The organism is Streptomyces sp. NPDC104313, assembly GCF_055583985.1.
This window is the reverse complement of sequence record NZ_JBVJMW010000011.1, coordinates 118,232-130,753: the sequence shown is the minus strand read 5'-3', so window position 1 is coordinate 130,753 and position 12,522 is coordinate 118,232. Positions and strand designations below refer to the sequence as shown.

Sequence of the window (12,522 nt, the reverse complement as noted above, 5' to 3'; positions counted from 1 at the left end):
CGGCGGGTCGGGCGGCCCGTCCCGGAGGACGGTCCGCCCAGCCCTGGATCCTGCTGCCGGTGTTACGGCTTCGGTGCGGCGTGCGGGGCGCACGTCACATCGCGCCGGTCGGTCCTCCCGGTGAGCAGGTAGGTGTCCACCCGGTCGTTGACGCAGGGATTGACCAGTCCGGTGACACCGTGGGATCCGGCGTCCCTCTCGGTGATGAGCCGGGAGCCCTTGAACCGCTTGTGCAGCTCGACCGCGCCCGTGTACGGGGTGGCGGCGTCGCGGGTGGACTGCACGATGAGGACCGGCGGCAGGCCCTTGCGGGTCTTCACGTCCAGCGGGGTCTGCTGCTTGGCCGGCCAGGTGGCGCAGGGCAGGTTCATCCAGGCGTTGGCCCACGTCATGAACGGGTACTTCTCGTGCAGCCGGGTGTTGTCCCGGTCCCAGGTGCGCCAGTCGGTGGGCCACTTGGCGTCGGCGCACTCGACGGCGCTGTAGACCGCGTTGCCGTTCTCGGCGGCGGCGTTGCCCGCGAGGTCGCTCATATCGGGGGCGGCGGCGTCGACCAGGGCCTGGGTGTCACCGGCCCGGTAGGCACTCCAGGTCCTGGCGGTGCGGGCCCAGGCGGAGTCGTAGTACGGCGCGCCCTGGAAGAAGCCGATGAGCTCGGCGGGCCCGACGACGCCCCCGATGGGCTCCTTCTTGGCGGCTGCCCGCAGCTCCAGCCAGGCCTTCTCGACCTTTTGCGGAGTGTCGCCGATGCCGTAGACGGAGTCGTGCTTCGCGACCCATGCCTTCCAGTCGCCCCAGCGCGTCTGGAAGGCGATGTCCTGGTTGAGGTTCGCCCGGTACCAGATGTTCTTCCGCGACGGGTCGACCACACTGTCGACGACCATGCGCCGGACGTGGGTCGGGAAGAGCGTGCCGTAGACGGCGCCCAGGTAGGTGCCGTAGGAGACGCCGATGAAGTTGAGCTTCTTCTCCCCGAGCGCGGCCCGGATGACGTCCAGGTCGCGTGCCGTGTTGGGTGTGGTCATGTGCGGCAGCATCGCGCCGCTGCGCTCGCCGCACCCTTCGGCGTACGCGCGGGCCAGCTTGCGCCGGGCGCGCTTGTCGGCCTCGCTGTCGGGGACCGGGTCGGCCTTGGGGGCCTTGACGAACTCCTGCGGGTCGACGCAGGAGATCGGGGCCGAGTGGCCGACGCCGCGCGGGTCGAAGCCGACGAAGTCGTACGCCTTCGCGGTCTTCGTCCAGAGCGGGTTCTTGGCGGTGACGCGGGCGGGGAAGCGCAGTCCCGAGCCGCCGGGGCCGCCCGGGTTGTAGAGCAGGGCGCCCTGGCGCTCGCCCTTCGTGCCGGTGCTGACGTGCCGGTCGACGGCGAGCTTGATCTTCTTGCCGTCCGGCCGGGCGTAGTCGAGCGGCACGGTCACCCAGCCGCACTGGATGGGGGCGGTCAGACCCCAGTCCTCGGGGCAGTCCTTCCAGTCGATCCCGGCATTCGCCGCCCGGTGCGCCGCGACGGCGACCCCGCGCGCCCGCGCGTCACCCCGGTCGTGATGGCGGCCGTCGGCACTCGCCGCGGGTGCGGCCATCGCCCCCGCTATGAGCGTGCCCGCGACGAGAGCCCCGGCCGAGCCGAGCACCTTGGTGCGTCTCACGTGAAACCTCCCCCTTCATCCGATCCGCCGCCGAAGGCGACGTGGTCATCGGTACGTCGCGGGGATCCTTTCGTCAGACGGCACCCGGGGCCAGGGCGTACACCTGTTTCTTTGCCGAACCCATAACCGGTGAAGGAGGTTCGCTGAGCGGACTCAGCCGGTGTGGCCCGTCTTCAGCCCGTCCAGCAGCTCGCGCATGGCACCGTCCAGGATCCCGCGCAGCAGGCGGGCGTCGGCGGCCACGGCGGTCACCAGGACGGCGGGGCCGACGAGCGGGGTGAGGGCGGCGGTGGGACCAAGGAGACGTGCGGGGAGCGGGGCGTCCTCGAAGGCCGGGTCGGCGAGGAGCAGTTGGCCGACGGCTCGGTGGCCGCCGAGGACGGCGGGGCCGTCCCAGCCGTCGGGGGCTCCGGGTCCGTAGGCCAGTTGCTGGTCCAGGAGGGGGCGGCCCGCACGGTGCACGGTGAGCCGGGTGGTGAGCGCGCCGGTGGGTTCCCCGTGGCGGCCGAGGATCTGTTCCTCGCGCAGCAGCAGACGGGCGGTGGGGGCGAGGCGGACCCGGGTGGTCTGGTGGAGGTCGCTGCCGTGGGCGGAGACCAGCTGTTCGGGCAGCCAGTGCAGGACGGCCCCCTCCCCCACGCCCAGGTCCACGGTGTACGTGGACGGGCCGGTGTCCGCCCGCGCCCCGGGCAGGGCCACGGTGGCCGCCGCCGAGTCCACGGAGAGGCGCGCCCCGTCCGTGATGTCCGCCTCGATCGCCAGCCGGTCGCCGTTCAGCGGGGCGCTCATCGCTCCGACGATGGTGACCCGGGCGTAGGCGTCCCGAGGTGAGCGGGTGCGGCGCAGGGCGAGCGGCCCGTCGCTGACCAGGACGGGCAGGGCACTTTCGCCCCGCCCGTCGGGTTCGGCGCGCAGCCGGGCCGTCGCGCGGACGCTCACGCGGCCCAGGCGGCGAGCCGCGCCCGCACCCAGGCGGCGACCGGGCCGACGCCCTCGGCCGATGTCAGCGAGGTGAAGACGACGGGGAGTTCGCCGCGCTGCTTCTCGGCGTCGAGAGCCATCCGCTCCAGGTCGGAGCCGACGTAGGGGGCGAGGTCGGTCTTGTTGATGACCAGGAGGTCGGCGGTGGTGACGCCGGGGCCGCCCTTGCGCGGGATGTCGTCGCCGCCCGCGACATCGATGACGAAGACCTGCGCGTCGACCAGTCCTTTGGAGAAGGTGGCGGTGAGGTTGTCACCGCCGGACTCGACGAGGATCAGGTCGAGCGGCCCGACCGCGTCTTCCAGGTCCTCCACGGCTTCGAGGTTGGCGGAGATGTCGTCGCGGATCGCGGTGTGCGGGCAGGCGCCGGTCTCGACGGCCTGGATCCGCTCGGGCGGCAGGACCGCGTTGCGCAGCAGGAAGGCGGCGTCCTCCTGGGTGTAGATGTCGTTGGTGACGACGGCGATGGAGAGCCGGTCGCGCAGTTCGCGGCAGAGCGCGGCGACGGTGGCCGTCTTGCCGGAGCCGACGGGTCCGCCGAGGCCGATGCGCAGGGCGCGCCGGGTGCCGTCGGGGCGGGTGGCGTCGGCGCTGACGGCGGCGGGTCCGTCGTGGGAGTGGCCGAGGTGCATGGGGGCTCCAGTGGTGGTCAAAGGGTGGCTACGAGGCGAAGAGGCGGACCGGCCAGGCGGCGTGCGCCTCGGCGGTGATGTCGAGGAGCGGCGCCGAGGCGGCGGGCAGGGCGTCGAGGCCCTGCCGGGCGGCCTCGGCGGCCTGTTCGGCGATCCGGTCCAGATCGGGGGCGAGCCCGGCGAGTACGGCGGTGGCGTGAAAGGGATCGAGGGAGAGGAGCCGGACGACGGCGGTGGCGGGGGCGCTGACGGACTCGTACGCGACACAGTGCGCGGCGTCCACGGGCCCCAGGCCCGCCGCCCGTGCGGTGAGCCCGAGGACGATGGGCTGGTGGGCGCCGCGCGGCCGGGCCGCCGCGAGCGCGGCCAGTTCGGGGCTCGGCCAGGTGGCGCGGGCAGCCCTCATCATCTGCCGGCCCAGCTTGCGGGCGGTGGTCCGCAGGGCCGGCGAGGGCGTACGGGCGTCGGCGGCCTCGTCGAGGGCGAGCGGGTCGAGGCCGTGGGCCGCCGCCGCGGCGAGGGCGGCGGCGGTGAGGCCCGCGGTGTGCAGCCGGCCCCGGCAGAAGTCGGCGAGGGAGTCGGCGTCGAGGACGCGGCCCTCGGCGACGGCCGGTTCGGCGCCGCCGGAGTGGGCGTGACCTCCGGCGGGGAACCGGCCGTCGGCGAGGACGAGGAGTGCAGCGCGTGACATGGACGGGTCCGCTCAGAAGAGGAAGTAGCGCTGGGCCATGGGCAGTTCCGCCACCGGTGCGGGCTCGACCGGATCACCGTCGATGGTGACGGCGAAGCTGTCGGGGTCGACGTGGACCTGCGGCAGTGCGTCGTTCTCGCGCATGTCCGCCTTGGTGACCCCTCGGGTGCTGGTGATCGGCACGAACCGCTTGTTCAGGGCGAGCCGTTCGGGCAGCCCGTCCTCGATCGCCGCGGTGGAGACGAAGTTGAACGAGCCCTGGGCGGCCGCCCGTCCCAAGGCGCCGAACATCGGCCGGGGCAGGACCGGCTGGGGCGTCGGGATGGAGGCGTTGGCGTCGCCCATCTGCGCGTACGCGATCTGACCACCCTTGATGACGGTCTGCGGTTTGACGCCGAAGAACGCCGGATCCCAGAGGACGAGATCGGCGAGCTTGCCCGTCTCCACGGAGCCGATCTCCCGGTCCAGGCCCTGCGCGACGGCCGGGTTGATGGTGTGTTTGGCGACATAGCGACGGACCCGGTGGTTGTCGGCCCGCCCGTCCCCGGGGAGGGCTCCGCGGCGCTTCTTCATCACATGGGCGGTCTGCCAGGTCCGCAGGATCACCTCGCCGATGCGGCCCATGGCCTGGGAGTCCGAGGAGATGATCGAGATGGCACCGAGGTCGTGCAGGATGTCCTCGGCGGCGATGGTGGAGGGCCGGATCCGGGACTCCGCGAAGGCCAGGTCCTCGGGGACGGCGGGGTTCAGGTGGTGGCAGACCATCAGCATGTCGAGGTGTTCCTCGATGGTGTTGACGGTGTGCGGCCGGGTGGGGTTGGTCGAGCTGGGCAGGACGTACGGCTCGGAGACCACGCTGATGATGTCGGGCGCGTGCCCGCCGCCCGCCCCCTCGGTGTGGTACGCGTGGATCGTCCGGCCCCCGATGGCGGCGAGGGTGTCGGCGACGAACCCTGCCTCGTTGAGGGTGTCCGTATGGATGGCGAGCTGCGCGCCCGTCCGCTCGCAGACGGTGAGGCAGGCATCGATGACGGCGGGTGTCGCACCCCAGTCCTCGTGGATCTTGAATCCCAGTGCACCACCACGCAGTTGGGAGTGCATGGCCTCGTGGGACATCGTGTTGCCCTTGCCGAGCAGCCCGATGTTGACCGGGAAGGTCTCCAGCGCCTCGAACATCCGGGCCACGTGCCAGGGCCCCGGGGTGATGGTGGTGGCCTTGGTGCCCTCGGCGGGTCCCGTGCCGCCGCCGACGAGGGTGGTGATGCCGCTGGAGAGCGCTTGGTCGATGAGGGTGGGCGAGATGAAGTGCACGTGGGCGTCGACCGCTCCGGCGGTGAGCAGCTTCCCGTTGCCCGCGATGACCTCGGTCTCCGGGCCGATCACCAGGTCGGGGTGGACGCCGTCCATGGTGTCCGGGTTCCCGGCCTTGCCGATGCCGGTGATCCGGCCGTCGCGGATGCCGATGTCGGCCTTGACGATGCCCCAGTGGTCGATGACGACGGCCCCCGTGATGACGGTGTCGGGCGCGCCCTCGGCGCGGGTGGTGCGGGCCTGGCCCATCGACTCCCGGATCACCTTGCCACCACCGAATACCGCCTCGTCGCCCGCGTGTCCGGGGCCGCCCGAGCGGTCCTCCTCGATCTCGACGAGGAGATCGGTGTCGGCGAGCCGGATCCGGTCGCCGGTGGTGGGGCCGAACAGGTCGGCGTACACGGCTCTGTCGAGGTCAGGCATCGAGAGCACCTCCGGTTTCGCCGCGCAGGCCGGGGACGACGCGGCGGCCTGCGAGGGGGACGAGTTCGACGTCGGCGGGGATACCGGGTTCGAAGCGGACCGCCGTGCCGGCGGCGATGTTCAGCCGCAGACCGCGGGCGGCGGCACGGTCGAAACGCAGCCCGGGGTTGGACTCGGCGAAGTGGTAGTGGGAGCCGACCTGGACGGGGCGGTCGGCGGCGTTGAGAACGGTGAGGCGGGTGACCGTCCGCCCCTCGTTGAGGGGAATGCCCCCGTCCGCGTACAGGATCTCTCCGGGAATCATCGGCACTCCCCCGTCAGACGATCGGGTCGTGGACGGTGACGAGCTTCGTGCCGTCCGGGAAGGTGGCCTCGGCCTGGACGTCATGGAGCATCTCGGGGATGCCCTCCATGACCTCGTCCCGGGTGAGCAACGTACGTCCGGACACCATGAGTTCGGAGACGGTACGGCCGTCCCGCGCACCTTCCAGCAGATGCGCGGTGATCAGGGCGACGGCCTCGGGGTGATTGAGCCGCAGCCCGCGCGCCCGGCGCTTCTCGGCCACGTCGGCGGCCACATGGATGAGCAGACGCTCCTGCTCGTGCGGGGTCAGTTGCACGCTTCCACCTCATCGTCATCCGTCCGGCTCAGGCTCCGGACGCAGCGGGACCATATCCCCGTTCAACAGTTCGTTGAACGGGAACAGTGGCCTCGCGACCAGGCATTGCACGTTAGGGCGGAAGTTTTTCCATCGCGTTAACTGATCTTTTGCGGGTTGATGGACATCAACCCGCACAACCCGTTCTCCAGCTCTTCGGGGCGTACGTCGTCACCCCCGCCGAGGAGTGCGGCGAGCCGTTCGTCGCGCAGCGTCTCGGACCGGAGCTGGACGCCGAGCGCGGCGAAGACCCGACGCTCCAGCCCGTGCGCCTTCCCCGCGAGCACCCCGCCGACGCTGACACTCTCGCTGTGGTCGCTGTCCGGCCTGGCGGCGGCGCTGTTCGTCCGCCGGGCGCCGACGCCGGCCAACCCGTCCGGAAGCCGGCCCTGACCGGCTGAGCCCGGGATCCGCGTCAGCCGAGCCGGGTGCCCCTCCTATGAGGAGCAGCACCCGGCTTCCCGCTGCCCCGGGGCAGTCGTGGTCTCAGGTGTCCCGTCCGTCGTGGGGGCGGTGCTCGGCGGCGATACCGAACCTGCGCCGTTCGCCCTGAGCGGATGGCGCGGAGCCGATCGAGGAGACCGAGCTGATCACCCGCTCCTCGGCAGCGACTTCCTCCGCTTCAAGTTGTTGCAGGTCAGCGGCGGAGACCAGCGCGATGAGCGGCTTGCCGTGCCGCGTCACCACAACGCGTTCACCGCCGTAGACAACGCGGTTGATCAATTCGGCGAGCTCCGCCCGTGCTTGCGTCACCGGAATCTCGTAGGCCATAGTCCCCATCATAACCTTCTGTACGTCCTGTACATTTTTTACGGACGGGCAGACGGATGGTCAGCTCCAGGAGAGAGGCACCGCCATGATCCGCCCCGCCGCCCGCTACGTACTGCCGGAGTTCACCGAGCGCACCGCGACCGGAACCCGGACCCTGGACCCGTACTCCAAGCTGCTGTCCGAGCGGATCGTCTTCCTCGGGAGTCCGATCGACGACATCGCCGCGAGCGACCTCATCGCCCAGTTCATGTATCTGGAACACGCCGATCCGGACCGGCCCCTGTCGCTCTACATCAACTGCCCCGGCGGCTCGTTCCAGGCGATGGCGGCGGTCTACGACACGATGCGGTTCCTGACCTGCGAGGTGGAGACCTTCTGCCTGGGGCAGGCGGGCTCCTACGCGGCGGCCCTGCTGGCGGCCGGGGCCAAGGGGCGCCGACATGCGCTGCCCGGCGCGCGGGTAGTCATTCAGCAGCCCGCGATGGAGGAGCCGATGCGGGGCCAGCCGTCCGACCTGGAGATCCACGCGCGCGAACTGGTGCGCACCCGAGAGATGTTCGCGGCCATGCTGGTCCGGGACACGGGTCGGACCGCGGAGCAGATCACCGCCGACATCGAGCGCGACACCATCCTCGACGCCAAGGCCGCCCTCGCCCACGGGCTGGTCGACCACGTCGTGGAGAACCGCTGACTCTCCCGGCCGCCGTACGACGCGAGGTGAAACGCCGATGGAGCCACCCGACTTCCCACCCCTGCCCGCACTGACCCGCGCCGAGGGCGAGTTCGTCGACTGCTATCTGGCCGTGCTCGACCAGGTCGGCCGGATCAATCCGGCCCATGGCAGCGACACCTACAGCGCGCTGCGGGCCGCCCAGGCCCTGGCCTCCCGGGCGGCCGCCCTGCGCGACGCCCTGGCCCTGATGCACGAGCGCGGCGAGTCGCGGCTCCACGCCACCACCCTGGCGCGGGCCCTGCGCGTCCTGGACGGGGAGCGCCGGGCGGGCCGGGTCGCGATGCCGCCCCCGTGAACTGACCGGCTCCGCGCACGGGGAGCGCCCTACGGGAGCGGAGCGGTCGGTCCCGGGCACGACACGCCCGGTCCCGGGACCGATTCGCCTCGCTCGTTCGGCGTAGGCGATCACCCGCGCGAGCGACGGCTCAACTTGCGTTCGGCGCGCAATCCGTACTCGAAATGCGCCCTTTCGTCGCTGGTACGGGGGTGTGCGCCCGGCTCATGGGCGAGCGCGAATCCGAGCTGTCCACCCGAATGGATCAGTGGTGAGGAGACTCACAAACCGCTGTTTCAGCTCGGAAAACCGGCATCGAGTGAGTCAAGATCCCTGGGACGACAAGCCCCCGCCACCGCGGCGGGGCGGTCCGGGCGGACGCCGAGTCCTGCCGCCGCCCGGATGACTGGTCGACAGGAGTGGATCGGCAGGAGTGGAGGACCCGAGCACAACGGGCCGACCGGGAGACCGGGAAGCCCTCGGGGTGAAGCCGCGAAAGCGGCCGGGCGACTTCGCCGGCCCGAACCCGACAGGTCATCCTTCACAGGCGGCTGACGAAGGGTTGCGCATGTCTGCGCAGGTTCATGTCCCGTCTCTGTTCGCCCGGGTCACAACGGCCTCGGTACTCACCCTGGCCGTGACGTCCACGATGCTGGCGCCCGGTCTGGTGAGCGACGCCGAGGCCGCCACCCACTCGACGAAGGCCCTGAAGGTCGCCGCGTCGAAGAAGGGTGCTCCCTACAAGTACGGAGCGGCAGGTCCCAGTCGCTTCGACTGTTCGGGGCTGACGGCCTATTCGTTCAAGAAGGCCGGCAAGAAGCTTCCCCGCACGGCACAGCAGCAGTACAACAAGACCCGCCACATCGGGAAGTCGCAGCGCAAACGCGGCGACCTCGTCTTCTTCCATTCGGGGCGCAGCGTCTACCACGTGGGCATCTACGCCGGAGCCGGGAAGATCTGGCACTCCCCCAAATCCGGAGACGTGGTGAGGCTGGCCAAAATCTGGTCCAAGAGCGTCTGGTACGGACGGGTCCGCTGACCCACCGACCGGACGCTCTTTGAGTGCGGGCGGCCCGGCCCGCCCTCGGGGCCGCCCGCGACACCCACGGTGTCCTCAACGCAGCAGGGGGCCGGTGACCAACGCCAGTCCCAGACCGGTGAGCGCCACGCCGCTGCCGCCCTCGATGGCGCGGGCGGTACGCGGGCGGCGCAGCCACCGGCCCAGCCGGTCCACGAGCAGGGCGACGGCCGGGAACCAGATCAGCGCCAGCACCACCACCAGGGCCGCGAGCAGCAGGGTCCTGGGCAGCGGCGGCTGACCGTGGGGCACGAACTGCGGCAGCAGGCTGAGGAAGAGGACCGGGGCCTTCGGGTTGAGCGCGTTGGTCAGGAACCCCTGGCGCAGCGCCCGTCCGAACTCCCTGGGCACGGGCCGCCCCGGCTCGTCCCCCGGTGTACCGGAGGGTGAGCCGGAGCTGTCCGGCGAGGGGCGGCGGCGGATCGCGTAGAGGGCGCTGATCCCGAGGTAGAGCACATACGCGCCGCCCAGCAGCTGGACGGTACGGAAGAGGACCGGCATCGTCACCAGCACCGCGGCGAGTCCGGCGACCGCGAGCGCGGTGTGCACCAGCAGCCCTCCGGCGACGCCGAGCGCGGTGGCCAGGCCCGCGGTGCGCGAGGCCAGGGCGTTGCGTACGACGACGGTGAAGTCGGCGCCGGGCAGCGCGACCATACCGGCGGCGACCCCGGTGAAGGCGATCAGTTGTGCGTCCATGGGTCCACCTTGGACCGGCGGACCCTTTAGCGTGTACTTGTAATCTTCTGGGTCTGCCTAAAGGAACGCTTCATGTACGACCCGACACGGCTCGCGGCACTGGTGGCGGTCGCGGAGGCCGGATCGATCACCCGGGCCGCCGCCCGCCTGGGCTACACCGCGCCCGCGCTCTCCCAGCAGCTGGCCAAACTGGAGCGGGAGGCCGGGGCGACGCTGCTGGTGCGCCACCATCGCGGGGCACGGCTGACGGCGGCGGGCGAGCTGCTGGCGGGCCGGGCCCGGCGGGTCCTGGACGAGCTGGACCAGGCACGGCACGAGCTGGCGCAGTTGGCCGGGCTCTCGGGCGGCAGGCTGCGGGTGGGGACGTTCACGACGGCCGGGATCCATCTGCTGCCGCCGGTCCTGAGCGCGTTCCGGCGGGCCCATCCGGAGGTCGAGCTGGCCGTCGCCGACTACGAACCGCCCGGCGGGATCGCCGCGGTGGTCGCGGGCGAGGTGGACCTCGCCCTCACCCACGCCTACGAGCCGGCGGCGGCCGAGCCCCCGCCGGCGGGCGTTCTCGTCGAACCCCTGCTGGTCGAGGAGCTGGTGCTGGTCACCTCGGTGGGCCACCGGCTCTCCGAGGACACCGGGCGGCTGCCGGTCGCCGAGCTGGCGGGGCGACCGTTGATCAGCAGCGCGCCCACCCATCCGCCCCGACGCGGGGTCGAGAACGCGCTCGCCGAGGCCGGGGCGACGCCCGCGGTGGTCTGCGAGTCGCCCGGGTACGCGCTGGTGTGCGCGCTGGTCAGCGCGGGCCTCGGGGTGGCGGTGGTGCCGGAGATGGTCGCCTCGATGGCGGCGGCCCCGCTGTCGGTCCGACGGCTGGAGCCCGCGTCGTTCCGCCGGACCATCTCGGTCGTGCACCGGGGCGGCCGGTCGACCGCAGCGGCCGCGACGCTGCTCGCGCTGCTGCGCAGCGGCTTCGGCCGCGGGAGCACGGCCCCGGCGACGAACCGGCCCTCGGCGGGCTGACCGGCCCGTGACCGGTCAGCCCACGGGATACCGACAGGGGCGGCCCCGGACCGCGGTTCAGCCCTGGACCGGAACGTCCCAGGGGAGGGCGATCCAGACCGTCTTGCCGCCCTCGGCGGTCGGGGTCACCTGGAGCCTCCCGCCGTGCTCCTTGGCCAGCGCCCGGATGATGACCATGCCCCGGCCGTTGTCCTGCCGTACGGCGGCGGGCAGCCGCTGGGGCCAGCGGGGGTGACTGTCCGTGACGCCGAGATACAGCTCCTCGTCGCGTTCGAGGCGCAGGTCCACGGTGAAGGTGGGCGACTGGCCGAACGTGTGCTGGACGGCGTTGGTGGTCAGCTCCGAAATGATCAGCCGGATGGTGTCGGCGAACTCGGTGTCGTCGGGCAGACCCCATTGGGCCAGGGTCCTGGCGACATGTCTGCGGGCCGATGAGACCGAGACCGGATCGGTCGGCAGAGTGACGGTTGCTTCCTGATGGTCTGCCATGGCGACGCCGTCCCTTTCCCGCCCCGGTCGACCGGCGGTCGACCAGGAGTGTGCTTCGCGCCAGATTGCCATTGATGCAGCTCCCCGTAACAGCATTCGGCCAAGATATGCATATATCTGTCGCTCGAAGCGGTGAATTCGGGACCCGTGCGGTGTGGCCGGACGGCACACTGACCCCTCTGCGAGCCGGCCCGGTGACGGACCGGCCCTTCCCGACAGCAGAAGGAGACCGGTATGCCCCACGGCCCCGTCGTCCGACGGCGCAAGCTCGGTGAGGAGCTGCGGAGTCTGCGCCACGCCTCCGGGCTGACCAGCCGGGACGCGGCGCGGCTACTCGGCTGGCACCAGTCGAAGGTGAGCCGCATCGAGACGGGCGCGAGCGGGGTGACGCCCACCGACGTGTCACGGCTGCTGGACGTCTACGCGGTGCGCGACGCCCCGTTGCGTTCCCTGCTCGAGGTCCTCGCGGGGTCGGCGGGCGGAGGCGGTTCTGGCTGGTGGCACGCCTACCGGGGGCTGATCCCGCCGCAGTACCGGGACTTCATCAGTCTGGAGTCGCAGGCGAGTACGGTCCGGACGCTGGAGACCTCGGTGGTGCCGGGACTGCTCCAGACCGCCGGATACGCACGTGCCGTTACCCGCGCCTCGCTGGCCGGGCTACCGGACGGCCTGCTCGACTCGCTGGTCGAGGTCCGGCTGACCCGCCAGCGGGTCCTGCGCGCGAGTCCGCCCCTGCGCTTCACCGCGGTGCTGGACGAGGCGGTGCTCCACCGCGAGGTGGGCGGACCGGAGGTGATGAGAGATCAGTTGCGACATCTGCTCGAGGTGGCCCGACTCCCCCATGTGTGCTTGCAGTTATTACCGTTCTCGGTCGGCGGCTACATCGGACTCACCTGCCCTTTCGTTATCTTCTCCTTTCCGAACATTTCTGATCTGGATGTGGTCGTTCTTGACCACTTGACGAGTAGCCTCTATCTGGAGCGGAAAGAAGACCTCGAGGCGTACAGCTCGGCCTTCTGTTCCTTGCAGGCGCACGCGCTGTCGCCCGAGCACTCGCTGGACCTCATCACCACGATCAGCCGCAGCTAGCGGAGCCGGGCCGTCCGGCCGGTTCCGTCGGACCG

At 71.4% G+C, this 12,522-nt stretch carries 16 protein-coding genes; 5 read left to right on the top strand and 11 right to left on the bottom strand.

All coding sequences use genetic code 11. The annotated features are described in order from the left end of the window. Positions 1–62 precede the first annotated feature (62 nt). The 9 genes from ACZ60Q_RS24985 to ACZ60Q_RS24945 all read right to left on the bottom strand — a co-directional run bounded on the left by ACZ60Q_RS24985 (position 63) and on the right by ACZ60Q_RS24945 (position 7,114). Entirely contained in the window at positions 63–1,580 is a 1,518-nt protein-coding gene (locus tag ACZ60Q_RS24985; RefSeq protein WP_469638894.1) for an alpha/beta hydrolase, read from the bottom strand. Positions 1,581–1,799: 219 nt separating this feature from the next. After that, positions 1,800–2,585: an urease accessory protein UreD gene (locus tag ACZ60Q_RS24980; RefSeq protein WP_469638685.1), complete on the bottom strand. Its 786-nt coding sequence runs from the start codon at positions 2,583–2,585 to the stop codon at positions 1,800–1,802. Then, positions 2,582–3,259, bottom strand: a complete 678-nt coding sequence (ureG, locus tag ACZ60Q_RS24975) for an urease accessory protein UreG (protein WP_469638682.1) — start codon at positions 3,257–3,259, stop codon at positions 2,582–2,584. Before ureG ends, ACZ60Q_RS24980 begins: the two co-directional genes overlap by 4 nt. 28 nt (positions 3,260–3,287) lie before the next feature. Next, positions 3,288–3,950, bottom strand: a complete 663-nt coding sequence (locus ACZ60Q_RS24970) for an urease accessory protein UreF (RefSeq protein WP_469638679.1) — start codon at positions 3,948–3,950, stop codon at positions 3,288–3,290. Positions 3,951–3,962: 12 nt separating this feature from the next. After that, positions 3,963–5,684 carry an urease subunit alpha gene (locus ACZ60Q_RS24965; RefSeq protein WP_469638677.1) on the bottom strand — a complete coding sequence of 574 codons (1,722 nt, stop codon included), beginning with the start codon at positions 5,682–5,684 and terminating at the stop codon, positions 3,963–3,965. Beyond that, positions 5,677–5,988, bottom strand: a complete 312-nt coding sequence (locus ACZ60Q_RS24960) for an urease subunit beta (RefSeq protein WP_469638674.1) — start codon at positions 5,986–5,988, stop codon at positions 5,677–5,679. Before ACZ60Q_RS24960 ends, ACZ60Q_RS24965 begins: the two co-directional genes overlap by 8 nt. Before the next feature lie 13 nt (positions 5,989–6,001). After that, the gene (locus ACZ60Q_RS24955; protein WP_469638672.1) at positions 6,002–6,304 is read right to left on the bottom strand and encodes an urease subunit gamma; all 303 of its coding nucleotides are present in this window, start codon (positions 6,302–6,304) and stop codon (positions 6,002–6,004) included. Between the two features lie 137 nt (positions 6,305–6,441). Further along, the gene (locus ACZ60Q_RS24950; protein ID WP_469638669.1) at positions 6,442–6,714 is read right to left on the bottom strand and encodes a hypothetical protein; all 273 of its coding nucleotides are present in this window, start codon (positions 6,712–6,714) and stop codon (positions 6,442–6,444) included. A gap of 115 nt (positions 6,715–6,829) precedes the next feature. Next, complete coding sequence (locus ACZ60Q_RS24945; protein ID WP_469638666.1) at positions 6,830–7,114, bottom strand: type II toxin-antitoxin system Phd/YefM family antitoxin; 285 nt, start codon at positions 7,112–7,114, stop codon at positions 6,830–6,832. An 85-nt stretch (positions 7,115–7,199) separates the two neighbouring features. On the opposite strand from ACZ60Q_RS24945, the gene ACZ60Q_RS24940 reads away from it, so the two are divergent. From ACZ60Q_RS24940 to ACZ60Q_RS24930, 3 genes are all read left to right on the top strand, one after another. Continuing rightward, positions 7,200–7,805 carry an ATP-dependent Clp protease proteolytic subunit gene (locus ACZ60Q_RS24940; protein ID WP_469638663.1) on the top strand — a complete coding sequence of 202 codons (606 nt, stop codon included), beginning with the start codon at positions 7,200–7,202 and terminating at the stop codon, positions 7,803–7,805. Positions 7,806–7,842: 37 nt separating this feature from the next. Further along, a complete protein-coding gene (locus tag ACZ60Q_RS24935; protein WP_469638660.1) occupies positions 7,843–8,142 on the top strand; it encodes a hypothetical protein in 300 nt (99 codons plus the stop codon). 547 nt (positions 8,143–8,689) lie between these two features. After that, positions 8,690–9,160 (top strand): C40 family peptidase, encoded by a 471-nt coding sequence (locus tag ACZ60Q_RS24930; RefSeq protein WP_469638657.1) that lies wholly within the window; start codon positions 8,690–8,692, stop codon positions 9,158–9,160. Between the two features lie 75 nt (positions 9,161–9,235). Here the strand turns inward: ACZ60Q_RS24930 and ACZ60Q_RS24925 are convergent, their stop codons facing one another. After that, positions 9,236–9,895 (bottom strand): LysE family translocator, encoded by a 660-nt coding sequence (locus ACZ60Q_RS24925; RefSeq protein WP_469638653.1) that lies wholly within the window; start codon positions 9,893–9,895, stop codon positions 9,236–9,238. A 72-nt stretch (positions 9,896–9,967) separates the two neighbouring features. Here ACZ60Q_RS24925 and ACZ60Q_RS24920 point away from each other — a divergent pair, with 72 nt between their 5' ends. After that, complete coding sequence (locus ACZ60Q_RS24920) at positions 9,968–10,909, top strand: LysR family transcriptional regulator (protein ID WP_469638649.1); 942 nt, start codon at positions 9,968–9,970, stop codon at positions 10,907–10,909. A gap of 57 nt (positions 10,910–10,966) precedes the next feature. Here ACZ60Q_RS24920 and ACZ60Q_RS24915 read toward each other — a convergent pair whose 3' ends face one another. Next, positions 10,967–11,398, bottom strand: a complete 432-nt coding sequence (locus ACZ60Q_RS24915) for an ATP-binding protein (protein WP_469638645.1) — start codon at positions 11,396–11,398, stop codon at positions 10,967–10,969. Positions 11,399–11,632: 234 nt separating this feature from the next. Between ACZ60Q_RS24915 and ACZ60Q_RS24910 the strand changes: the two genes are divergently transcribed. Beyond that, on the top strand, positions 11,633–12,487 hold the full coding sequence (locus tag ACZ60Q_RS24910) for a helix-turn-helix domain-containing protein (RefSeq protein ID WP_469638642.1): 855 nt from the start codon (positions 11,633–11,635) through the stop codon (positions 12,485–12,487). Positions 12,488–12,522 lie beyond the last annotated feature (35 nt).

Coding starts and splice junctions, on each gene's coding strand:
- ACZ60Q_RS24985 (WP_469638894.1), bottom strand. CDS start 1,580: ATGGCCGCACCCGCGGCGAGTGCCGACGGCCGCCATCACGACCGGGGT.
- ureG (WP_469638682.1), bottom strand. CDS start 3,259: ATGCACCTCGGCCACTCCCACGACGGACCCGCCGCCGTCAGCGCCGAC.
- ACZ60Q_RS24970 (WP_469638679.1), bottom strand. CDS start 3,950: ATGTCACGCGCTGCACTCCTCGTCCTCGCCGACGGCCGGTTCCCCGCC.
- ACZ60Q_RS24965 (WP_469638677.1), bottom strand. CDS start 5,684: ATGCCTGACCTCGACAGAGCCGTGTACGCCGACCTGTTCGGCCCCACC.
- ACZ60Q_RS24960 (WP_469638674.1), bottom strand. CDS start 5,988: ATGATTCCCGGAGAGATCCTGTACGCGGACGGGGGCATTCCCCTCAAC.
- ACZ60Q_RS24945 (WP_469638666.1), bottom strand. CDS start 7,114: ATGGCCTACGAGATTCCGGTGACGCAAGCACGGGCGGAGCTCGCCGAA.
- ACZ60Q_RS24940 (WP_469638663.1), top strand. CDS start 7,200: ATGATCCGCCCCGCCGCCCGCTACGTACTGCCGGAGTTCACCGAGCGC.
- ACZ60Q_RS24935 (WP_469638660.1), top strand. CDS start 7,843: ATGGAGCCACCCGACTTCCCACCCCTGCCCGCACTGACCCGCGCCGAG.
- ACZ60Q_RS24930 (WP_469638657.1), top strand. CDS start 8,690: ATGTCTGCGCAGGTTCATGTCCCGTCTCTGTTCGCCCGGGTCACAACG.
- ACZ60Q_RS24925 (WP_469638653.1), bottom strand. CDS start 9,895: ATGGACGCACAACTGATCGCCTTCACCGGGGTCGCCGCCGGTATGGTC.
- ACZ60Q_RS24920 (WP_469638649.1), top strand. CDS start 9,968: ATGTACGACCCGACACGGCTCGCGGCACTGGTGGCGGTCGCGGAGGCC.
- ACZ60Q_RS24915 (WP_469638645.1), bottom strand. CDS start 11,398: ATGGCAGACCATCAGGAAGCAACCGTCACTCTGCCGACCGATCCGGTC.
- ACZ60Q_RS24910 (WP_469638642.1), top strand. CDS start 11,633: ATGCCCCACGGCCCCGTCGTCCGACGGCGCAAGCTCGGTGAGGAGCTG.